This window comes from Bacillus sp. V3-13 (genome assembly GCF_002860165.1).
Lineage (GTDB): Bacteria > Bacillota > Bacilli > Bacillales > Cytobacillaceae > Bacillus_BJ.
In genome coordinates, this window is sequence record NZ_PGUZ01000005.1 from 65,489 (window position 1) to 87,745 (window position 22,257).

Genomic DNA, 22,257 nt, shown 5'->3' on the forward strand with positions numbered 1-22,257 from the left:
CCTTCCCTGCATAATTATACCTATTATAATATCTAGATTGGTAAATATGGTAAATATAATAAAAGTCCCGTTTTACCCTTTTCTACTTCTAAAGATCTGTGTCTATAGTCCTTTCGTTGATAAACATTTAACAAAATTAATTCAATTTAGCTGAAATTTTTTTCTTTATCTGGACTTAATCACACTTGGACCGCCTCTCGTACAAACACTTCGTTAATTTAGATATCACTTTTCTTCGTAAAAGTCCTCATGTATATCGAGTTAAACACGTTTGTTACTCAATGGTTACTCAATTTGCGTCTACAAAAATTGTATTCAGCTTCAACTTTTGCAAGTAATTTTCAATAAAAAACCAGAGAGGGAAAGCTCTCCGGTTTATCGGGGTTTACACAATTTGCCGGTCCCAGTGGCGGTGGGCCGCAACGGCTGCAACAAATTCTCTGACAAACCCGTTGATATCTTCACCTGTTACTACACCTGGACTGTTCTTTATATTGAAAATTTCCAGCCATTTCACACCTTCATGTGTCGCGCCAATCGGTTTAAAGTGGGAGAATGCTTCATTAACAAAGTATGCAGCATCATTTTGAAACTTTCTGCTTTCACCGCTTCCTCCAACGACATAAACTGCATCAAATAAGACGGAATCAGCCGTTAAGAAGGTATGATCGACTTCAAGACCGCTGCCATCTGACCCTTGTATTGTTCCGAGCTTTTCACTGATAATCTCAGGCTGAAGTCCCTCTGCCTTTAGCCCAGAGAGAACTGACGCCAGATCAGTACCGTTAAAATCGTTCGCTACAATTACAGCAACTTTACGCGTATTTGGCTTTTTCTTTGTATTTTCCTGGCTGAGTGCCGGCGAGACTTTCGTGATGCTTGAGCCTCCCCCTTGAGGCGGATTTGCACCAATCGCTTCGGCAAACGTTGTCGCCAATTCGAGATTGACGTTAGCAAACATATCGACGACTTGCTGCCGTACGGACATACTGTTCACTTTTCCCAGTTCGAAACTGAATGCTTCAATGATATGCTGTTTCTCGGGCTGACTCATGCTGTTCCAAAACATCGTGGCTTGTGAAAAGTGGTCCTTGAAACTATCGCTCCGACTTCGGATTTTGCGGCCTTCCACTTTTTCCTGATAGTGCACATAACCGCCCTCTGCCGCACTTGCAGGGGCTGGTGTATTTGCCGCCAGTGAATTGTTATGATAGCTCACTTGCCCTATATTAATCGTTTGGCGGCCATATCCGTCCCGCTGGTTGTTATGGAACGGGCAGACCGGTCTATTGATCGGCAGCTCATGAAAATTTGGGCCGCCAAGGCGGATCAACTGCGTATCTGTATAGGAAAATAAACGGCCTTGCAGCAGCGGATCATTTGTAAAGTCTATACCTGGCACAACATGGCCCGGATGAAAGGCTACTTGCTCTGTTTCGGCAAACACATTATCGACATTGCGGTTTAACGTCATTTTTCCAATAATTTTTACCGGCACATCTTCTTCCGGCCAAATTTTTGTCGGATCAAGAATATCGAAATCAAATTTGAATTCATCTTCTTCGGCAAGAAGCTGTACACCCAATTCGTATTCAGGATAATCTCCTTTTTCAATCGATTCCCACAAATCACGGCGATGGAAGTCAGGATCCTTTCCTGATATTTTCTGCGCTTCATCCCAAACAAGAGAATGCACACCAAGGACAGGCTTCCAGTGGAATTTCACAAACTGGGCTTTCCCTTGATCATTAACAAAGCGGAAAGTGTGCACACCGAAGCCTTCCATCATCCGGAAGCTTCTCGGAATCGCCCGATCCGACAAGTGCCACATGATCATATGGGCCGATTCCTGGTTGTTGGCTACAAAATCCCAAAACGTATCATGCGCGGAAGCTGCTTGCGGCATTTCATTATGTGGTTCGGGTTTGACCGCATGAATCAGATCGGGAAATTTTATCGCATCTTGAATAAAAAAGACGGGAATATTATTGCCCACTAAATCATAGTTTCCTTCTTCAGTGTAAAACTTCGTCGCAAAACCGCGCACATCCCGGACAGTCTCAGCCGATCCGCGTGAACCGGCAACAGTGGAAAACCGGACAAAGACAGGCGTTTTCACGGCTGGGTCCTGCAAAAATTTAGCCTTCGTATATTCTTTCATAGATTCATATAATTCAAACTCACCATGCGCTGCAAAACCGCGCGCATGCACAATCCGCTCGGGAATCCGCTCATGGTCAAAATGGGTCATTTTTTCGCGAAAATGAAAATCCTCCATTAACGTCGGACCCCGCTCACCCGCTTTTAAGGAAAACTCATCCTCTGAAATCTTTAATCCGTGATTAGTCGTCATTGTTTTTCCTGCATCATCGACACGAAACTGTTCCAATTGCTCATTTTTGCTGTTTTCATTCATTTTACGCCTGTCGTTCATTCAGCTGCTCCTCCCTGAAAGGTATTTGGTTTATAAACCTGCTTCTATCTTCGTACCCTGCTGAGAGTGTGGGCAAACGGGACTTATGCATGACTTTATGCTGATTATTTACAGGGGGAAAGTAAAAGAATGAACATGAATATGAAGAACTGTGAAAACGAAGAAAATTAATATTGTCCAATATTCCCTATGAATTTTTGCAACAATTTTTACATCTATTAAAACACTTCGTAAAAATGTACATGCGATGTTAATAATCGGAGCGGCACCATTCGTAAAATTTTATGAAAATATCCCTAAAGCGTGCGACCTGAATTTAAGGAAACAGAACTTTCTATGATCTTATATATTACTTCCAGCAGGTAAAAATCCCATTATTTAGTTGCGGCATGATAGGTTTTATATTCCATAAGTTATATTTATCATCATTAACCAAGTAATAACAGTAGATTAACAAAACTTTAAGAATGATTTGGTAACTTTTTTATAGATTAACTATCGGAGAATCTCAGCTAAAACGATGTGTGGAGGTATTTTGATGAAAGCTAGTAATTCAGGCCTGAACAGACGGGATTTTTTAAAAGTCAGTGGAATGGGCACTTTAGCCTTAACACTAAGCACTACGGGAATATTTGCCCTCAGTAACGCTACAAAAAGTTTCGCTGCTTCTACAGGAAAACCAACTGGCGGTTTTGGAGGTTACGGACCTTTAGTAAAAGATCCAAATGGTATTCTTGATCTTCCTAAGGGATTCCAATACCGGATCATTTCGCAAACCGGAGACAAAATGTCGAATGGTGATCTAGTTCCTGGAAATTTAGATGGAATGGCTGCATTCCAGGGCCCAAAAAATACGACGATTCTAGTAAGAAATCATGAGCTTGGCACGAACGCGGAATATCCGGTGAACGGGAAAAATCCTTGGAGTCGGGGCGCTGCTGGCGGCACAACAGCTCTGGTCGTGGGACCGAATCGAAAAGTTATTAAAGAGTATGTGACCAATTCAGGCAATATTCGCAACTGTGCCGGTGGACCTTCAACTTGGGGGACTTGGCTGACCTGTGAAGAGACGCGTGATCTTGGCCATGGCTTTGTGTTTGAAGTAAATCCGCATGATCCTGAGAATGAAATGTCCAAAACTCCAATCCGTGACATGGGTTATTTCTCACACGAAGCATGTGCTGTTGATCCAACCACAGGCATCTGGTATTTGACAGAAGATAACAGCCCTAGTTTTCTGTATCGTTTTACACCACATGATCGCAGCCAGAAACTTGGTTCTCTGCAAAAAGGCGGCGTGCTTGAGGCAGCGGCCATTGATGAGTTGCCTCTATCATCAGCAAGTACGTTTAGAAATGGCCAGACGTTTGGAATCGTTTGGAAAGAAGTCAAACCCGAACGGGCTAAAGAAGATGCAAAAGCTAACGGCTGTATCCAGTTCAGCCGTTTAGAGGGAGCCTGGTTTTCTGCTGGTGCATTCTGGTTTGATGATACAAGTGCCGGCGATGGAAGGCATGGACGTATCTATCGATATTTCCCGTCCACGAATACTTTGGAGCTTTTTTATGAATCGGCTGCTTCCAATGATTTGGATATGCCTGATAATATAACGATTGCGCCATGGGGGGATCTTTGGATTGCAGAGGATGGACCAGGAAATGATCGGATTGTCGGTCTGACGCCAGAAGGCAATGTTTATTCGTTTGCAGAAAACCAGCTGAATGGTTCTGAGTTTGCCGGCCCTGCCTTCTCCCCGGATGGAAAGACACTTTTCATTAATATTCAGGACCCGGGTATTACTTTTGCCATTTGGGGACCGTTTGCGCGCAGAAATGCTGCCCGTCAACGCGCGATGAACCATGCAGCTCCTCCTGCAAACCTTGCTCCAGCTGTTTCGGAAAAGCTTGCGGCATTTGCTGAAGACCAGGGGATGTCCATTTTAGAAGCTGCAGCACTAGAACGCCATGGTATGCCTATTATCTAATTGTTCGATATGCTTTATTCCAAGGAGGTTAAACCATGCTGCAAAATATCGGGATTCCCGGTTTAATTCTTATTTTAGTCATTGCCTTAATTATCTTTGGTCCTTCCAAGCTCCCTGAAATTGGCCGAGCTTTTGGGACAACGTTGAAAGAATTCAAAAAAGCTACCAGTGATTTGATGAATGGTGATAACGAACAAAAAAATAAGTCTGAACAAAAACTCGGGCTTCAGACAATTGAAAGAACCAAGTAACACCCAGCGTTTAAAAGAGAAGATGTAAGCCTCGAATAAGCAGGTTTACATCTTTTTCTTTTATTAATATCCGCTAGTAGCTTCTTTACTTTAATTATCAATTACATGATCCGGATTAACCAGATTGGCAAAGACCCATGTAGCTCCGTCGTCTATTGAGATAAATTTTTCCAACACATTACCACCCAGGTAATCTCCATTAGGCCCCTGATTCACAAGCAAAGTACCTTGAGATCCATCAAAGGTGGGTACCTGCACAACCGTAAATATCCCTTAATATTCTGCCGGGATTGGCAGCACAATTTCAACCCTATTCTTCCCTTCGTCAATCGTTCGATACAATGACGGACGCTCGGATTGACCGTTTTCCGAAATGGAACCAAATGATATAAAACCGAGACGACTATTGATAAAACCATAGCATAATTATAACTGGCGATCGGAAAATTTTGTTTCATTTACTAGAATAATTGAATTTTTAAGCAATTCATGTATAATTGTTCCGAATCGAACAACGAGGAAATATGTCTATTGTACTATTTTTCACGTATAATTTTAAGAAAGCGGAGAATCCATTGGTTGCTTCAGCTCATCCCTGAATTGGATAATCCTCATGTACGTTTAATATTACGCTCCATTTTGAGAGCTTCTCATAATGTTCCAGAGCAAGAAGGAGGTTGCTATGACACACAATACTATTATTCAATTTAAAAATGTCACGAAGCAATATGACAACGATCCAGCTGTACTGGATGATGTGAGCTTTGAAATTGAACGAGGTAAGTTTTATACACTCCTTGGCCCTTCCGGATGCGGCAAGACGACTATTCTGCGATTAATCGCCGGATTTACAGAGGCATCTGATGGAGAGATTTATTTTAATGGAAAAAAGATAAATGATGTACCCGCCAATAAACGCCAGGTTAATACCGTTTTCCAAGACTACGCCCTGTTTCCTCATTTAAATGTATTTGAAAATGTGGCGTTCGGATTGCGGATAAAAAAGATGAACAATGCAAAAATAGAAGCGAAAGTGAAAGAAGCGCTTAGCTTTGTTAACCTTGAAGGTTATGAAAAACGTGAAATCAGGGAAATGTCCGGCGGCCAGCGCCAGCGAGTGGCGATTGCCCGGGCGATTGTAAACGAACCGGAAGTGATCCTTCTTGATGAGCCTTTGTCAGCACTTGATTTGAAGCTCCGGACAGAAATGCAATATGAGTTGCGTGAGCTGCAGCGCCGCCTTGGGATCACCTTTATCTTTGTAACCCATGATCAAGAGGAAGCGCTGGCGATGTCAGATGAAATTTTTGTTATCAACAAAGGGAAAATTCAGCAAAGCGGTACACCAACAGATATTTATGATGAGCCAATCAACCGGTTTGTGGCTGATTTTATTGGTGAGTCAAATATTGTTCAAGGAAAAATGATTGAAGATTACCTGGTGGAATTTGTCGGCAAGCAATTTGAATGTGTCGACAAGGGCTTCAACCGAAATGAACCAGTAGAAATTGTCATACGTCCTGAGGATTTGGAAATCACTTCTGTCGAGCGTGGAAAGCTCCAAGTGCGCGTCGATTCCCAATTGTTCCGCGGCGTTCATTATGAAATCAGCAGTTACGACCAGGATGGAAATGAGTGGCTTGTTCATTCAACGAAAAAGGCAACAGTGGGTGATGAAATCGGCCTCTATTTTGATCCTGAAGCTATTCATGTCATGCGCTTTGGTGAGACAGAGGAAGAATTCGATCGACGTTTAGAAGCGTATTCGGACGGAGAAAGCCATGGACAATAAGCTTACCCGCAATTTATATATGTTGCCTTATGCACTCTGGATCGCTTTATTTGTTATTGCGCCTCTTTTCCTTGTTCTCTATTATTCTTTCTATGATATTGAAGGAAATTTGTCGCTAGCCAATTATCAAACATTTTTTACACCGGTCTACTTAAAAATGACATTCAGTTCGTTCTGGTATGCATTTTTAATTACAGCCATCTCACTATTAATTGCGTATCCGACGGCTTATTTGTTAACAAAGACCAGACATAAGCAGCTTTGGCTTTTATTGATTATTGTCCCTTCCTGGGTCAATTTACTTTTAAAAGCCTATGCCTTCCTTGGTGTTTTCGGCACTTATGGAGTGGCGAACAGCTTCCTCGAAGTGATTGGTATCGGGTCGCAGCAAATCTTATTCACTGATTTCAGCTTTATTTTTGTATCGGTTTATATTTTTATCCCGTTCATGATTCTGCCGATTTTCAATTCATTAAATGAATTGAATCCGACCCTTTTGGATGCGGCTAATGATTTGGGGGCGTCCAAATGGACGACATTTCGCCGGGTTATCTTCCCCTTGACGATTGATGGCGTAAAATCAGGCTGCCAGGTTGTATTTATTCCGGCGCTGTCATTGTTTATGCTGACAAGATTGATTGCCGGAAACAGGGTCATCACGCTTGGTACTGCAATTGAACAGCATTTTCTTGTTACGCAGGATTGGGGTATGGGTTCGACGATTGCTGTCTTTTTAATTATTATTATGGTTCTGATTATGATTGTAACGGGTAACCGAAAGAGGGGTGTGTAGCTTGGATACAGAAATATCTCCCTTTTCAAGAATTTTTTTGGTAACGATCTTTTTCATCCTGTATGCACCAATTTTCTTTTTAGTGTTCTATTCTTTTAACAGCGGGGGCACGATGTACGATTTCCAAGGCTTTACCTTGGATTGGTACAAAGAACTGTTTCAGGACACAAGGCTCCTTATCATCGTTCTGAATACACTTGTCGTTGCTTTATTATCGGCCCTTATTTCAACCATCATTGGCGTGCTTGGTGCTTTGGCGATTCATTCTGTTAAAATACGACAAACAAAAAGTACATTATTATCTTTAAATAATGTATTGATTGTGAGTCCCGATGTTATTATTGGTGCTTCGTTTTTAATTTTGTTCACGATTGCCGGCATTAAACTCGGATTTTTTTCCGTATTGTTGTCGCATATTGCTTTTAGTATCCCGATTGTTGTACTGATGGTACTGCCGAAGTTAATGGAGATGAGCCCAACATTGATTGACGCTGCCCGGGATCTCGGGGCGAACCGCTGGAATGTGCTCACAAAGGTTGTATTGCCGTATATCACACCTGGAATTTTTGCCGGTTTCTTTATGGCGTTAACATACTCACTTGATGATTTTGCGGTGACATTTTTTGTGACCGGCAATGGATTCACCACGCTTTCTGTGGAGATATATTCATTGGCCCGCCGTGGAATTTCATTGAATATCAATGCCTTGTCTACCCTGCTTTTTCTATTCACGATGCTGCTTGTCGTTATTTATTACTTTATTACGCAGCGCAGCAAGGCGAGTGGATTGGGGGTTAGAAAATGAAAAAGCTTACCCAGGTTTTTCTTGCAGTCGTTGTTGTATCCGGAGTGCTTTTATATGCTATTTCCAAATTGAACTCAGCGCAGGGCTATTCAAGCGGCAACACGTTGACGGTTTATAACTGGGGTGACTATATTGATGCAGAATTAGTCGATCGCTTTGAGAAAGAAACAGGTATCAAAGTTATCTATGAAACTTTCGATTCCAACGAGGCGATGATGACCAAAATCGAACAGGGCGGTACCAGCTATGATATCGCCGTACCCTCGGAATATACAATCGATAAAATGCGCCAGGACGATTTATTGGTCCCGTTAGATCATTCAAAGCTTCCGAACTTAAAATATATAGATGAGCGTTTTATGGATCTCCCTTTTGATCCGGAGAATAAATATTCGATCCCATATTTCTGGGGAACCGTTGGCATCGTCTATAATAAGAGCATGCTTAATGGCAAGGAAATTACCAGTTGGAATGACCTGTGGGATGAGGATCTAAAAAATGAGATCCTGTTGATTGACGGTGCCCGGGAAGTTATCGGAATGGGACTGAATAGCTTGGGTTATTCCCTGAACGATACGAATAAAGAACATTTAAAGGAAGCCAAGGAAAAGCTGGACACACTGACTCCAAATGTGAAAGCAATTGTTGGAGATGAAATCCGGATGCTGCTTGAAAACCAGGAAGCCTCGATCGGCCTTGTATGGTCAGGAGTAGCATCAGAGATTATGTATGAGAATGAAGATTTGGAATATGTTGTGCCTGAGGAAGGTTCAAATCTGTGGTTCGACAATATGGTCATCCCGAAAACAGCGAAAAATATCGAAGCTGCCCATCAGTTTATCAACTTCATGCTCGACCCCGAGATTGCGGCACAAAATGCCGAATATGTAAGCTATTCGACGCCTAATAAAGAAGCTCTCAAGTACATGCCAGAAGAAATGGTCAACGATGAGCGATTCTATCCGCCGCCAGAGTTGACGAAAAAACTGGAGGTGTACGAAAACCTCGGTAAAAAGAACCTGGCTTATTACAATCAGCTTTTCCTGGAATTCAAAATGCACCGTAAATAAGTTTTTCTAATAGTTTTATCAGAAGCAAAAGGGTGTCCCAACATTGGGGCACCCCTAGTTTTTTCGTAACAATCATTCGGTATATTCAAGCCGTCCTATTTGTTCCATTTTTCAAGCAAGGGGCCACTATCCCCGTAAACCGGGTCGGTTTCGGGAACAGGGACATTGCGGATTTCAGCGAGAGACTGTGCACGCAGTCCGGGATCCCTTTCTCTCAAATTGTAGCCAGCCCCGTCCGGATAGGCCCCAACAACTTCGAAATCTTCACTGCTCTCAATCTTTTTATGGCCTGTCCCGGCCGGAAGCACAACAACATCACCGGCGTTCAACTCCAGGCGCTCCCCTTGATCGCCCCCGACAAGAATCGTTGCTTTGCCAGTTTTCACGCCCAATACCTCATGCGCGTTGCTATGGTAATGATGGTAATCGTAAACGCCACCTGTCCAGCTGCCCGACCAATTATGACGGTTGAAAGTAGCTTCAATCCCATTCGGGTTATCACGGAAAATGCCCTCATACACAATAACAGGCAGCTCCGGGTTATTTGGAATTTCTCCATCGTCCTTCAGTATGAATGATCTTACTTGTGTTTGCATATGATCTTCTCCTTTCTACTGAAAAATTGCTGTCAGTCACTGATCCAATCACGTTAATATTAATCAACAGCCGTGAATGGGCTTTATCAACCTTACAGATCGCTTGCATTAAAGGTGTCTCCTCCGTCTATACTCCCAGATTCGAACCCTTTATAAAACCAGCGCTTCCTCTGTTCGGAAGTGCCATGCGTGAAGCTCTCGGGTACAACATAGCCCTGAGACTGTTTTTGGATGCTGTCATCACCAACAGCGCTTGCTGCATTCAAAGCCTCGTCAAGGTCACCCTCCTCCAGTAAATCCATTCCCTGCGCATGATGGGCCCAAACACCGGCATAATAGTCTGCCTGCAACTCAAAGCGCACTTGATACTTATTGAACTCTGTTTCACTGAGTTTCTGGCGAAGCGGCATAATCTCCTCAGTCGTTCCGAGAAGCGTCTGCACGTGGTGTCCCACTTCATGAGCAATCACATAGGCCATCGCAAAATCCCCGGGAGCCTCAAATCTTTGTTGAAGTTCATCATAGAAGCTCAGATCGATGTATAGCTTTCGGTCACCCGGACAATAAAATGGTCCGACCGATGAACCAGCCGCCCCGCAGGCGGACTGTACGCTGTCCGTATACAAGACAAGGGTCGGTTTCTCGTAAACCATGCCCTGCTGCTTGAATATTTCTGTCCATACTTCCTCTGTATCCGCGAGAACGACAGATACGAAATCCGCAAGCTCTTTCTCCTGTTCCGTTTCCTCGTAAGGGGTGGTTATGTCTGAACCTGTCATCCCCATATTGTTCAATATCGCTCCGGGATCACCACCCAGCAGAGTCACGATCAAGAGGATGACAATGCCGCCGATACCGCCTCCGACAAGCGTTTTTCCTCCCATGCCTCTTCGGTCTTCAACGTTTGAGCTTCCTCTTCTGCCTTTCCATCGCATATTGCTCCTCTCCTGTCCGTACGTGAAGTAAACTGAATGATTAGTTATTAGAGTTATACCCAAGATTAATAGATTTATTTATATTCTTTTTAAAAAGAAGGCCCATCACAGAAAAGAGTGACGGGCACGATAAAAAATTAAAATATCTTCACCAGACAGTGGAAGCATCGTCTTTACAGCGAATTTTTAATAAATGGCATTGTCTTTATCAGCCAATAGCCCCTGCCACATCATAAAGCGCGAGGTCTATATCGACCGATTCTCCGAGGGCCAATTTGGCAAGCTGGGAACCAAGAAACGGTCCAACCGTTAATCCTGAAGCTCCCAGTCCGTTTGCAAGAAGAAGGCCTTTGTAACCAGGCACTTCTCCGATAATCGGCAGAAAGTTCGGTGTGAAGGGTCGAAACCCGACACGCGCTTCAACGAACGTACCGTCAGTTAACCCCGGTGCCACAGCTAAACCTTTATCCAGGACCTCATGTAAGCCCCCTGCGGTTACACGGAGATCAAATTGCTTATCGTCTTCATGTGTGGCCCCAACCACCACACGACCTTCATCAAACGCGAGAATATATTGATTATTCGGAGGCATCACGACTGGCCACGCGCCTGTTTGGCTGTCTTCGAGCCGAAGATGAACAATTTGAGCTTTTTGCGCGGTCAGCTGCAGGTTAAGGCCGAGAGGTGCTAAAAGCTGATCCGCCCATGCTCCTGCTGTGACAATGACGCATTCCGCCTCATAGCGCTTATCTTCAACCTTTACGCTTGTCACTAAGCTACCTGTATGCTCCAGTTGGGCCGAACCGTGTATAAACTTGGCGCCTTGCTTTTTCGCCGCATTTACAAGAGCTTGCCGCAATGCACGTCCGTCGACGCGCGCCGCGCCGCTAATATAAACAGATCTGTAATCATTGGATAAAGGCGGGAACATGGATGATGTTTCCCCCGCTGTCAGTTGACGAATATCGCCAATTTCAGGGGCATCTTCACGCCTGTTGGCCGCTCTCTCCTCCATCTTTTCGAGCTTGCCGGCATCCGTACCCAGACTAATCGCTCCGACTTGCTTGTACCCCGTTTTCGTTTCTCCTTCCTGTTCAAGCTGCGCAATAAGAGATGAATAATATGCCGCACCAGCTTTCGCGAGCGCATACCACGCCTTGTTGCGCCGCTGGGTCAACCATGGACAAATGATGCCGGCAGCTGCATCTGTCGCCTGTCCAGGATCGTGCCGGTCCACTATGGTCACGTTTCCCCCTGCTTTCGCTAAATGATACGCTGTCGACGCACCCAAAATCCCCGCACCAATTACAATAAATTCTTTCATTTAAGCTCCTCGTTCAAGTATTTTTATGAATTTATTTTACAGAAGAGGGAGATGAAACTCAAAGCGAGTGTTATCATACAGAAAAAAAGAGCATGGGAAACACCCATGCTCACGTTTCTATACCATTATTTTGCAAATATCATTAGTAAACTCTACCGGATCATTGATTGGCAATCCTTCAATCAGAAGTGCCTGATTGTACAGTAAATTTGTGTATAAATTCAATTTCTCTTTATCATTCTCAAATGCATCTTTTAATGAGTTGAATACCTCATGATTCGGATTAATCTCCAACACTTTTTCCGCCTTTATATTTTGGTTATCAGGCATTGCATTCAATATTTTTTCCATTTCAATCGTCACTTCACCATCAGTGGATAAACATACTGGATGGGACCTCAATCTTTTTGATACCCTGACATCCTTCACTTTGCCGGATAAAATATTTTTCATGCAGTCAAAGAGGTCTTTGTTTTCATTGTCTTCCGAGCTGGCATTATCTTGGTTTTCTTCTGTTTCAATCCCTAAGTCCCCGCTTGATACTGATTTAAATTCTTTATCCTTATAGTTCATTAACATTTTGATTGCAAACTCATCAATATCCTCGGTGAAGTATAGTATTTCATATCCCTTTTCAGAAACCAGCTCTGTCTGTGGAAGCTTTTCAATTCGTTCATACGATTCCCCGGAAGCATAATAAATATATTTTTGGTCCTCCGGCATTCTCGAAACATATTCATCCAAAGTGACCAGCTTCTTCTCTTTCGATGAGTAAAACATTAACAAGTCCTGCAAATCTTCTTTATTGGCGCCAAAATCACTGTATACCCCATATTTTAACTGCCGGCCAAATGATTTATAAAATTCTTCATACTTGTCTCTATCATTCTTCAATAAACTTTGCAGTTCGCTTTTGATTTTCTTGTTGATATTTTTGGCGATCAGCTTCAATTGCCGGTCCTGCTGCAGCATTTCCCTCGATATGTTAAGCGATAAATCTTCGGAATCCACCATTCCTTTCACAAAGCTAAAATAGTCAGGAAGCAAGTCGCCGCACTTGCTCATGATCAACACTCCGTTCGAATATAACTCCAGACCCTTTTCATATTCCTTGGAGTAGTAGTCAAACGGGATTTTTTCCGGGATATATAATATGGCATTATATCTGACGGCGCCATCGACATTGATATGGATGTGCTTGATCGGCTTATCAAAACCGTAATGTTTTTCCATATAAAAATTTTCATAGTCTTCAGGAGTAAGCTCATTTTTATTCTTTCTCCAAATCGGAACCATGCTGTTGATAATCTGTTCTTCCTGATAATCTTCGTATTCGTTTTCGCTTCCTTCTTTAAGCCTCCGCCCGGTAACATCCATTTTAATTGGGTATCGGATGAAATCAGAATATTTTTTGATGATCTGTTTTAATTGGTATTCGTCTAAATACTGATCATATTTCTCTTCTTCTGTGTTCTCTTTGATTTTTAGAATAATTTCTGTACCAACAGACTCTTTTTCATATGGTATGATTGTGTATCCATCTGCCCCTTTTGATTCCCACTTGTAAGCTTCATCGCTGCCTAAAGCCTTGCTGATGACAGTAACCACATCAGCGACCATGAAAGCTGCATAGAACCCAACACCGAATTGGCCAATGATATTATGCCCATCTTTCGCTTCGTTTTCATTTTTAAATGCCAAAGAGCCACTCCTGGCAATGGTTCCAAGGTTGCTCTCGAGCTCTTCTTTCGTCATTCCGATACCAGTATCTATGATTTTCAGCGTTCTATCTGCTTTGTCTGGCACGACTTTTATGTAATAGCTGTCTTTATTAAAAGTTAAAGAATCATCGGTTAAGGCTTTGTAATAGATTTTATCGATTGCATCACTGGCATTGGAAATTAACTCTCTTAAAAATACCTCCCGCTGAGAATAAATGGAGTTAATCATCATTTCCAATAGTCTTTTAGATTCTGCTTTAAACTGCTTTTTTGCCATTAAAGTTTCTCCTTTCATTCGAACGTTATGTGAGTTGCAATCCCGGATATTCATATTATTAGCACTCTATCTAATCGAGTGCTAATCACTAATTAAATATCATACACTGCAGCTTCTGTCAAATATGTAGTCGTCTTTTTCGGAGTTTCGCTATTTATGAATAACAACAAATTATTTAGATAAAATAATCCTGTTAAACTTCACTTACAGGAGGTAATTACATGTCATTGATCCCTTATGAACCATTTCGCCATCTTGAAAACGTCAGAAGAGAATTAGACCGCTTCTTCACAGCTGATTTTCCAACAACAAGAACTGGATTTGGCCAAAACTTTGGCACACCAAGTATTGATATTCATGAAACGGAAAACGAAATTGTAGCCACTTGTGATATTCCCGGCTTGGAAAAGAAGGAAGATGTCAATATCAACATTGACAATAACATGCTTACGATTAGCGGGACTGTTAACAGAGTGAATGAGTTAAAAGAAGAAAATATGCACAGAAGAGAACGTTTTGTTGGCCGTTTTCAACGTTCAGTTACCTTGCCAAGCCGCGTTTCTGAAGACGGTGTGCGAGCAACATATAGAAATGGAGTTCTGGAAATCCATATGCCAAAGCTGCAAGCTGATAACAGGAGAAGAATTGATGTTGAGTTTCATTAATATGGTTAGTGGGTTGGTTACTTCTTAAAAGAATCCTTATCCTAATTGGGTAAGGATTCTTTCATTTTATTTGCGTAACTGATAAAAACGACTATTCTACAATCTTAAGTTCAGTACCCAATTCAATTAAAGGAATTTGTTTATTTTCTAAGTACAAGGTGCCAGGTAAGTCCGGAGTTGTCGAACCATCAAAACGCAAAGTAATGTGCCCTAAAGTGGTTAGGTTTTTTTGGACAATATCTCCAACAGACGTGATATCAAACTTTTCATTATTGAATCTAATAGTCTATTGCCACTTTCTCTTCTAAATCAAGCCAAGAACTATTCAACACCAATTCCTCCTTATCCTGTGTTATGTGAAGCGTTTTCAAATTATGGTTTCAGTATAAGAAGTTTTAAGTAACAGATTAATACACAATTTTTCATTGAAATTGAAAAGGGTGGCATTATTTATATTTGGCCCATATAGACCTTAATTTTTTGAATAAAAAAAGTGCCATCCCATTCCGTTTAATACATGGTAGGGGATAGGCACTTTTTTTATAGTTCCTTGTAACCTGTTAAACAAATTTAACTTGACACTTACATTCTTTTATTTCATTCAAAAACCAATCCTTTAAAAGAATACTGCGTATCCCGTTGATACATTTTTGTCCTTGATTTCTCAGTTCAAAGTAACAAGAATAAATAAAATAGCCAGTACCTACATCTAAGTAGGGATTGCTGAACGAACTCGCCACAGAATTTTTTGCGTTACATCAAGCCCCTGAATAACTCTCTGAAAAAATAGCGAAAAAAAAACTCTGGACTTACACTTGAGGATCATAATAAGAAATTGAATGGCGATGACGGTTTCACTTGTCAATAAAACGAATGATCCCTTGCCCGATCATTTCAATGAATTACATAATGGCGGCCTATTCGCATAAATATATGATTACCGATCTTCATAACGTAGGAGGTAAACATGTCAAAACCAGCCGATCCATTTGTAAAACCCTATCTAATTACTCGCAGTTTAAAGCCGGAAAATCAAGAAACGCCCATTCATTTCATCAAAGAAGATACGATGGATAACCAAACTTTCTTTAGGCGAAATCATTTTGCATATACATCGCTTACTTACTCTAATTATTGGCTTGCTATAAATGGTTTAGTCGATGCACCAAGTTTATTTTCCTTGCAGGATATTATGAAACTGCCTTCGAAAAAGATTAAAGTCGTCCTCGAATGTGCTGGAAACAAACGCAGTTTATTTGAGCCTGAAGTGTTTGGGGAGCAATGGGGTAAAGGTGCGATCAGCCAAGGACACTGGAAGGGCGTTTCCTTAAGAACACTACTTGAAATAACAGGAGTAAGAGAGGGTGCAACCGAGGTTGTTGTGGAAGGCTATGATTATGGAGAACGAAAAGATTTAGATAATGTTTATTCTTTTACACGAAGTCTGCCAATAGACAAAGCGCTGCATCCCGACACGATTATTGCTTATGAATATAATAATCAACCAATTCCATTTAAGCACGGCTACCCATTAAGGTTAATTGTTCCGCAATGGTATGCCATGGCCTCAGTAAAGTGGATTAAACAGATTAGCATCATTAATTCTAAATTTATCGGTCCTTTTCAAACCATTGATTATGTATATTATCCAAATAAGCAAAACGATGCAGGTGCTTTTCCTGTAACAAATATTAATGTAAATTCTACTATACAAAACCCGTTAAATTTGGAAATTCTTAATACCGGAACACACTTAATCAGGGGCATTGCCTGGACCGGTATGAGCTTCATTACAAAGGTAGAGATCAGTTTTGATAACGGGAGAACGTGGCTGGATACTACATTGAAAAAGCAAAGAAGCGAAGGATATCACTGGGTTTCATGGTCATATGAATGGTCCGTTACTGAAAAGGCGAATATACCATTATGACAAAAGCTACAGATTCATATAATAGAACCCAACCAACAAGCCCTTTTTGGAATAGTAAAGGGTATGGGTATAACGCAATAGATAAAATTAGCGTAAAAATCGAATAGTTCTTTGCAAGGTGTAACGAGTTCCTATCTAAATGCCGGAACAACCTTCTACTGAAAATGAACAAGCAGGATTCAAAAATCCTGCTTGTTTCTTGAGCGAGACGCGTAAAAGCTAATCTTACAATCATCTCATCAAAATACCCTTTAAATTACTTGTTCCTCTGTACTTTTTAAATAGAAAACATGTGATTGGAAGTCGCCACCGCGCTTAGCCGTTTTGCTGTTGACACCGTTAAACTCTGTTGGAAGTTTAAGACCAATCGCCATCAGTTCATCGCCATAATATAACTGATTACTTCCGATTACCTCATAGATTTTTGTTTCATCTAATCCACTGAGACGTAATGTTTGATGCTTTGGTGAGTTTGGTGTTGCCAGAACCTTATACCAACCAACAAGTGCCTCTGAATGGTCAGGACTAACTACCATCCACGCAGTTTCATTTTCGGAAAAGGGACTTAAAAGGCGATAAAAATGGCCATCACGAATCAAGCGTCTGTGCATTTTATAGAAAGCAACTTGCGCTTTAATATCCCGCCGTTCTTCTTCTGTTAACTTTAAGGGGTCTAATTCATATCCAAATGTTCCGAAGTAAGCAGTATTAGCCCGCGTTGATAACGGTGTAGTACGCAATGTTTGGTGATTAGGAACAGCCGAAACATGGGATCCCATGCTATACAATGGGTAGGCAAAGGATGTTCCATATTGAATCTTTAACCTTTCTACGGCATCCGTGTCATCACTTGTCCAAGCTTGCGGTGCGTAGTACATCATTCCTGGATCAAATCGTCCCCCGCCTCCGGCACAAGACTCAAACAAAACATGTGGGAACTCACTCGCCAAACGTTCATACAGGCTATATACTCCCAAGATATAGCGATGAAAAAATTCCCCCTGCTGATTTGGGCCTAATTTTTCGGAGAAAGCTTCGGTAATATTCCGATTCATATCCCACTTAATATAAGATAAACCTGTCCGCTTAATGATATCGGACATTTTTTCATAAATATAATCAACAATTTCAGGTCTCGAAAAATCCAGGACGAGTTGATTACGCCCCAGTGTATAATGTTGACCCGGCATACCAACTGCCCAATCTGGATGCTCCTTAAATAAATCGCTCTTCGGGCTAATCATCTCAGGCTCAAACCAAAGACCAAATTTCATTCCGAGATTCGAAATCTTATTGGCCAAGCTTTCCAAACCATTCGGAAGTTTATTTAAATCTACATGCCAATCACCGAGTGAGGAGGTATCATCATTCCTTTTCCCAAACCAACCATCATCAAGGACAAACAATTCAATTCCTAATTCACTTGCTGATTTTGCAATGTTAACGAGTTTTTCTTCATTGAAATCAAAGTAGGTTGCTTCCCAGTTATTAATCAAAATTGGGCGTTCTTTCTTCTTCCATTGACCAGGGATCAAATGCTCACGATAAAGATTATGAAAAGCCTGGCTCATCCCATTTAAGCCTTTATCGGAATAGACCATCACCACCTCTGGTGTTTGAAAAGACTCCTGTGGCATTAAACTCCATAGAAAGCCAAACGGATGAATTCCAACAGTAAGTCTTGCTATATCGTAATGATCAACTTCTACTTGCATGATAAAATTACTGCTATAAACAAAATTAAAGCCATATACTTCACCCATATGTTCAGTTGTGTGAGGTCTCTTTAACGCCAAAAACGGATTATGATGGTGAGAGCTTGCACCGCGCAGGCTTGAAATCGATTGAATTCCTGCTTCAAGTCTCCTCTCCTTGACATTCCGCTCCCTCGACCAAGTCCCTGCTAGATGGACAAACATAAAATCCTTATCTGGAAGATCGATAGATGCTCCCATCAATCTATCAATAACCAATTTCTCTGTACCGTGGTATTTTAAGGAAGCACTTCTGGTTATAACTGGTTTGTCTTGAAAAATAGTATAATTTAAGATTAATTCCGCTTGAAGGTATTGATCTCTTAAGATGATTTGGAGGGTATTAGCTTCATGATTTTCTTCTGTGTAGGTAGCCGGGAGCCTTTCAAGACGCGGCTTTCCTTCTAGTATCCGAAAAGATTCATATTTGAAATCAGCAACATGGTTATCGCTATGTTTACTCACTCTGACCGCGGGTTCCCGGAAATCAGAATTTCCGTATGCAGGGTATTCTTGACGCAATGTTTCCAAACTAAACGCAGGATCATCCTCATAGACATGGCAACTAGCTGCTGTTGGTACATCATACGTCTGCAAATGAGAAAAATCTAATCTGTGACGTAAAGCCTTCCCATAATAAAGATGGCCTAACTGACCGTTTTTCATCACATGAAAAATATAACTCACTTGACCATTTGTTAAATGGAACTGCTTGCTCTCCTGGTTAATATGAATAAGCATATTTTTCTCCTTATCCTAAATAGGTTTGTGATACCATGTAACATAGTAAAGAGCCCGTGCAGCCAGACTCTTTACTTATAAATATACAAGCCAATGCTTCTTATTTTGAAGGTTAGTATCCTATTCAGATCCTATGGATCGTAAACTCGAATTCCATGTCCTGATCAGCTTGAATTAGGTGTTCTTGGTGAACCGGTGCACCCCAACTGTCGTCTCCGCCGACGCCCATCTGCCTGCCAGCTACGGTAATAACCGTATAATGTATATTCGGCAGCTCATAATGATGCTGGGCATGCTCGATCTCGAATGCCGTGTACGGTGAAATAGTGCACTCCAGCGGATCAGCAACAGAAGTAATTTTTATCCCCTGTCCGTTACGATTCGTAACACTTACTCGGCGGACCCCGGTACGGTTGCCAGATTCTTGTGGCATGACATAGCCGGATACATTGTCGGACACCTGGTTTTTAAAGATACCGAGCCTTGCTCCCATCGAGCGGTCCGAGTAATTCTCTTCGGGACCCATAGCATACCATTCAAGTTGGTCATAATCGGCTGGAACCTTGAAGGATACCGCAAAAATCGGCATCTGTGGAAGATTGTCCGCACCATGATATACCGACTTAACACCCACGCTGCCATCCGGATAAACGGTGTAACAAACCTTAACCTCTACTTCATCACTAATCGAAAATTTATAGGTAAAGGCAATGCTCACTCGACCCTTCTCTTCCTTGACAGCAATCCCAACACATTTGCGCGCCAAACTGGCTGCGTACCAGCATCCCGAATGGAAGCCTTGAGAATAACCTCTATCATTATCGGTAGTGGCCCTCCAGAAAAGCGGTGACGGAGGAACAGAAATCATCTCTTTACCCGCATAGTTCAGCGATATGAGGCTTCCCACCTGCTTTGAGAACATGATCGTGAAATCTCTGCCGTGTACTCCAATATTGACATCACCGTGTACAACCCTTAAATCTCCGTCAATAAGGCCTGACTCCTCTAATCCTTGTGTTTCTTCTTGAAACACGAGCTGTCCGAACGCAACTTCAAAACCAGCATCCGCCCACAGCTTGTTTTCTTTCAGCTTGAAAGAGGTATGAATGCAATACTCACCAGAATTGCTTGCTATTCCGTCCGGCCATGTAAACTCAACCCGTCCTTGGCTCTGCGGTGCCACTGCCACTTTCAGCTTATTTCGATATAATTCCTTGCCCTCAAGGAACAATATATATTCCAAATCATAATCGGCCGTATCAGAGAAAAGGCTATCGTTCTTAATGGTTACGCCACTCCGATCCGGTACCAGCTTGAAGTTCTGGTACAAATACTTTACTTCCTGCATCTTTGGGGATAGCTCTCGATTCGCGTACACGATGCCATTTGTACAAAAGCCGTAATCAGTAGGACGATCTCCAAAATCTCCGCCATAGGCCAGGAATTCGTTTCCGTAACGATCCTTGTCGATAATGGACTGATCAATATAGTCCCAGATAAAACCACCTTGATACATTGGATACTTCCATTCTAAATCTGTATATTTGTACATTCCTCCAAGCGAATTTCCCATCGCATGCATGTATTCGCAGCTGATATAAGGTTTTTCCGGGTTTTCCGTTAAATATTTCTCGATATCTGCAGGCTTTGCATACATGCGGCTTTCCATATCGCTCGTTTCGTTATAGGCGCGTGCGTGGAATACCCCCTCATAATGGACAAGACGGCTCGGATCAACCCTCTTGAAATATTTGGAGACATTAAGAATCACTTCACCTGCGTAGGATTCATTACCGCAGGACCAAATCAGGATGGAAGGGTGATTCTTGTCACGTTCAAACATCGATACAGCCCTGTCCATGACTATATTCTCCCATTCTGGCTTATTCCCGGGAATGTTCCATAAGGGCTCGACCGCGCCCATTTTTTGCCATGATCCATGAGTTTCCAGGTTCATTTCATCGATGATATAAATGCCGTATTCGTCGCATAACTCGTACCAATAAGTTTGGTTCGGATAGTGAGAGGTACGGACAGCGTTAATGTTATGACGCTTCAGTGTTTTAATATCCCACAGCATGTCTTCCTTCGTAATCGCGCGACCTTTGCGGCAATTGAATTCATGGCGATTGACACCTTTAAAAACAATCCGTTCACCATTAAGGCGCATGATCTTGTCCACGAGTTCAAATTTTCTGAAGCCGACTTTCTGCGGCACTACCTCTACCAAACTACCTAATTCGTTATATATTTGAATATATAATCCATATAAATAAGGGTTCTCTGCACTCCATAGCTTTGGCCCATCCATTCCCATGGAAACTGTCCATTTCCAGTCAACGAACTCTCCATTTTTTGCAGCCACTAAACTGCCTTGTGCATCGAACAATTCGGCTACTATTTTTGAAGCCCCAGGAACAGATGACCTAAACTTGAGATCAACGTTAAGCGTCCCTCTCGTATAAGACGAGTCCAGCTCTGCACGAACATGCAAATCATCGACATGAATCTCCGGTACCGTGTAGAGATAAACATCGCGAAAGATACCTGAAAAGCGCCAGAAATCCTGGTCCTCGAGCCAGCTGCCTGTGCTTCGCTGGTATACCTCAACCGCCAGCTTATTCTCACCTTCCATCAGGAATGGAGTAAGTTCAAACTCTGCTGGGGTGAAAGAGTCCTCACTATACCCTACGAACTCTCCATTTAACCACACATAAAAGGCCGACTCCACACCCTGAAAAGAAATAAATAACGGCTTGTTATACATATGTTCTGGCACTGTAAACATCTTCACATAGCTTCCTACTGGATTGTGATCCACCGGTATTTCCGGTGGTCGAATATCATTGTGTCCGTCCCACGGGTACATGGTGTTCACATATTGCGGTTTTCCGTAGCCTTGGAGCTGAATGTGCCCGGGTACTATGATATCTCCCCAGCTTGAGCAATTGAAATCAAGTCGATAGAATTGCTCCGGACGATTGTCCTGATTGACCGCATAGTTAAATTTCCAGTTTCCATTTAATTCATGACGCATCGTCATTGGAGCAGCGTTTCTTGCCTGTTCTATCGTCTCATAGTACTGATGGTCTGAATGGGCAGGAAGACGATTAACAGCAAACACATTCAGATCCGTAAGCCAGCTTAAACTTGGAACTGCTGTCATATTTATCACATCCTTACTT

Annotated in this window: 16 protein-coding genes; 8 read left to right on the forward strand and 8 right to left on the reverse strand. The window is 42.1% G+C overall.

Translation table 11 applies throughout. From position 1 onward, the window contains the following. Window positions 1-385: 385 nt before the first annotated feature. Window positions 386-2,434 carry a catalase gene (locus tag CU633_RS02380; RefSeq protein ID WP_101658128.1) on the reverse strand — a complete coding sequence of 683 codons (2,049 nt, stop codon included), beginning with the start codon at window positions 2,432-2,434 and terminating at the stop codon, window positions 386-388. Window positions 2,435-2,972: 538 nt separating this feature from the next. Here CU633_RS02380 and CU633_RS02385 point away from each other — a divergent pair. From CU633_RS02385 to CU633_RS02410, 6 genes are all read left to right on the forward strand, one after another. Beyond that, the gene (locus CU633_RS02385; protein ID WP_101658129.1) at window positions 2,973-4,418 is read left to right on the forward strand and encodes an alkaline phosphatase PhoX; all 1,446 of its coding nucleotides are present in this window, start codon (window positions 2,973-2,975) and stop codon (window positions 4,416-4,418) included. Between the two features lie 35 nt (window positions 4,419-4,453). Continuing rightward, window positions 4,454-4,669, forward strand: a complete 216-nt coding sequence (locus CU633_RS02390; RefSeq protein WP_101658130.1) for a twin-arginine translocase TatA/TatE family subunit — start codon at window positions 4,454-4,456, stop codon at window positions 4,667-4,669. 682 nt (window positions 4,670-5,351) lie between these two features. After that, the gene (locus tag CU633_RS02395; RefSeq protein WP_101658131.1) at window positions 5,352-6,461 is read left to right on the forward strand and encodes an ABC transporter ATP-binding protein; all 1,110 of its coding nucleotides are present in this window, start codon (window positions 5,352-5,354) and stop codon (window positions 6,459-6,461) included. Further along, entirely contained in the window at window positions 6,451-7,254 is an 804-nt protein-coding gene (locus CU633_RS02400) for an ABC transporter permease (protein WP_101658132.1), read from the forward strand. The genes CU633_RS02395 and CU633_RS02400 overlap by 11 nt, the downstream gene beginning before the upstream one ends. A 1-nt stretch (window position 7,255) precedes the next feature. Then, complete coding sequence (locus tag CU633_RS02405; protein WP_101658133.1) at window positions 7,256-8,059, forward strand: ABC transporter permease; 804 nt, start codon at window positions 7,256-7,258, stop codon at window positions 8,057-8,059. Next, complete coding sequence (locus CU633_RS02410; protein WP_101658134.1) at window positions 8,056-9,129, forward strand: ABC transporter substrate-binding protein; 1,074 nt, start codon at window positions 8,056-8,058, stop codon at window positions 9,127-9,129. The genes CU633_RS02405 and CU633_RS02410 overlap by 4 nt, the downstream gene beginning before the upstream one ends. 95 nt (window positions 9,130-9,224) lie before the next feature. Here CU633_RS02410 and CU633_RS02415 read toward each other — a convergent pair whose 3' ends face one another. The 4 genes from CU633_RS02415 to htpG form a co-directional block, all read right to left on the reverse strand. Next, window positions 9,225-9,725: a cupin domain-containing protein gene (locus CU633_RS02415; protein ID WP_101658135.1), complete on the reverse strand. Its 501-nt coding sequence runs from the start codon at window positions 9,723-9,725 to the stop codon at window positions 9,225-9,227. Window positions 9,726-9,817: 92 nt separating this feature from the next. After that, complete coding sequence (gene ypfJ / locus CU633_RS02420) at window positions 9,818-10,660, reverse strand: KPN_02809 family neutral zinc metallopeptidase (protein ID WP_101658136.1); 843 nt, start codon at window positions 10,658-10,660, stop codon at window positions 9,818-9,820. A 208-nt stretch (window positions 10,661-10,868) separates the two neighbouring features. Continuing rightward, window positions 10,869-11,984: an NAD(P)/FAD-dependent oxidoreductase gene (locus tag CU633_RS02425; protein WP_101658137.1), complete on the reverse strand. Its 1,116-nt coding sequence runs from the start codon at window positions 11,982-11,984 to the stop codon at window positions 10,869-10,871. 117 nt (window positions 11,985-12,101) lie between these two features. Continuing rightward, window positions 12,102-13,982 carry a molecular chaperone HtpG gene (gene htpG, locus CU633_RS02430; RefSeq protein WP_101658138.1) on the reverse strand — a complete coding sequence of 627 codons (1,881 nt, stop codon included), beginning with the start codon at window positions 13,980-13,982 and terminating at the stop codon, window positions 12,102-12,104. Between the two features lie 221 nt (window positions 13,983-14,203). On the opposite strand from htpG, the gene CU633_RS02435 reads away from it, so the two are divergent. Then, complete coding sequence (locus tag CU633_RS02435) at window positions 14,204-14,647, forward strand: Hsp20/alpha crystallin family protein (RefSeq protein WP_101658139.1); 444 nt, start codon at window positions 14,204-14,206, stop codon at window positions 14,645-14,647. 91 nt (window positions 14,648-14,738) lie between these two features. Here the strand turns inward: CU633_RS02435 and CU633_RS02440 are convergent, their stop codons facing one another. After that, entirely contained in the window at window positions 14,739-14,930 is a 192-nt protein-coding gene (locus CU633_RS02440) for a PTS glucitol/sorbitol transporter subunit IIA (protein WP_101658140.1), read from the reverse strand. A 684-nt stretch (window positions 14,931-15,614) separates the two neighbouring features. Here CU633_RS02440 and CU633_RS02445 point away from each other — a divergent pair. After that, a complete protein-coding gene (locus CU633_RS02445) occupies window positions 15,615-16,577 on the forward strand; it encodes a molybdopterin-dependent oxidoreductase (protein WP_308314688.1) in 963 nt (320 codons plus the stop codon). A 251-nt stretch (window positions 16,578-16,828) separates the two neighbouring features. On the opposite strand, the gene CU633_RS02450 is transcribed toward CU633_RS02445, so the two are convergent. Both CU633_RS02450 and CU633_RS02455 read right to left on the reverse strand, forming a co-directional pair. Then, window positions 16,829-19,072 (reverse strand): alpha-galactosidase, encoded by a 2,244-nt coding sequence (locus tag CU633_RS02450; protein ID WP_101658141.1) that lies wholly within the window; start codon window positions 19,070-19,072, stop codon window positions 16,829-16,831. Window positions 19,073-19,196: 124 nt separating this feature from the next. Continuing rightward, entirely contained in the window at window positions 19,197-22,238 is a 3,042-nt protein-coding gene (locus CU633_RS02455) for a glycoside hydrolase family 2 TIM barrel-domain containing protein (RefSeq protein WP_101658142.1), read from the reverse strand. Between the last annotated feature and the right edge of the window lie 19 nt (window positions 22,239-22,257).

Excerpts from the sequence above, each read along its gene's own strand:
- CU633_RS02380 (WP_101658128.1), bottom strand. The coding sequence starts at position 2,434 with ATGAACGACAGGCGTAAAATGAATGAAAACAGCAAAAATGAGCAATTG.
- CU633_RS02385 (WP_101658129.1), top strand. The coding sequence starts at position 2,973 with ATGAAAGCTAGTAATTCAGGCCTGAACAGACGGGATTTTTTAAAAGTC.
- CU633_RS02390 (WP_101658130.1), top strand. The coding sequence starts at position 4,454 with ATGCTGCAAAATATCGGGATTCCCGGTTTAATTCTTATTTTAGTCATT.
- CU633_RS02395 (WP_101658131.1), top strand. The coding sequence starts at position 5,352 with ATGACACACAATACTATTATTCAATTTAAAAATGTCACGAAGCAATAT.
- CU633_RS02400 (WP_101658132.1), top strand. The coding sequence starts at position 6,451 with ATGGACAATAAGCTTACCCGCAATTTATATATGTTGCCTTATGCACTC.
- CU633_RS02410 (WP_101658134.1), top strand. The coding sequence starts at position 8,056 with ATGAAAAAGCTTACCCAGGTTTTTCTTGCAGTCGTTGTTGTATCCGGA.
- CU633_RS02415 (WP_101658135.1), bottom strand. The coding sequence starts at position 9,725 with ATGCAAACACAAGTAAGATCATTCATACTGAAGGACGATGGAGAAATT.
- ypfJ (WP_101658136.1), bottom strand. The coding sequence starts at position 10,660 with ATGCGATGGAAAGGCAGAAGAGGAAGCTCAAACGTTGAAGACCGAAGA.
- CU633_RS02425 (WP_101658137.1), bottom strand. The coding sequence starts at position 11,984 with ATGAAAGAATTTATTGTAATTGGTGCGGGGATTTTGGGTGCGTCGACA.
- htpG (WP_101658138.1), bottom strand. The coding sequence starts at position 13,982 with ATGGCAAAAAAGCAGTTTAAAGCAGAATCTAAAAGACTATTGGAAATG.
- CU633_RS02435 (WP_101658139.1), top strand. The coding sequence starts at position 14,204 with ATGTCATTGATCCCTTATGAACCATTTCGCCATCTTGAAAACGTCAGA.
- CU633_RS02445 (WP_308314688.1), top strand. The coding sequence starts at position 15,615 with ATGTCAAAACCAGCCGATCCATTTGTAAAACCCTATCTAATTACTCGC.
- CU633_RS02450 (WP_101658141.1), bottom strand. The coding sequence starts at position 19,072 with ATGCTTATTCATATTAACCAGGAGAGCAAGCAGTTCCATTTAACAAAT.
- CU633_RS02455 (WP_101658142.1), bottom strand. The coding sequence starts at position 22,238 with ATGACAGCAGTTCCAAGTTTAAGCTGGCTTACGGATCTGAATGTGTTT.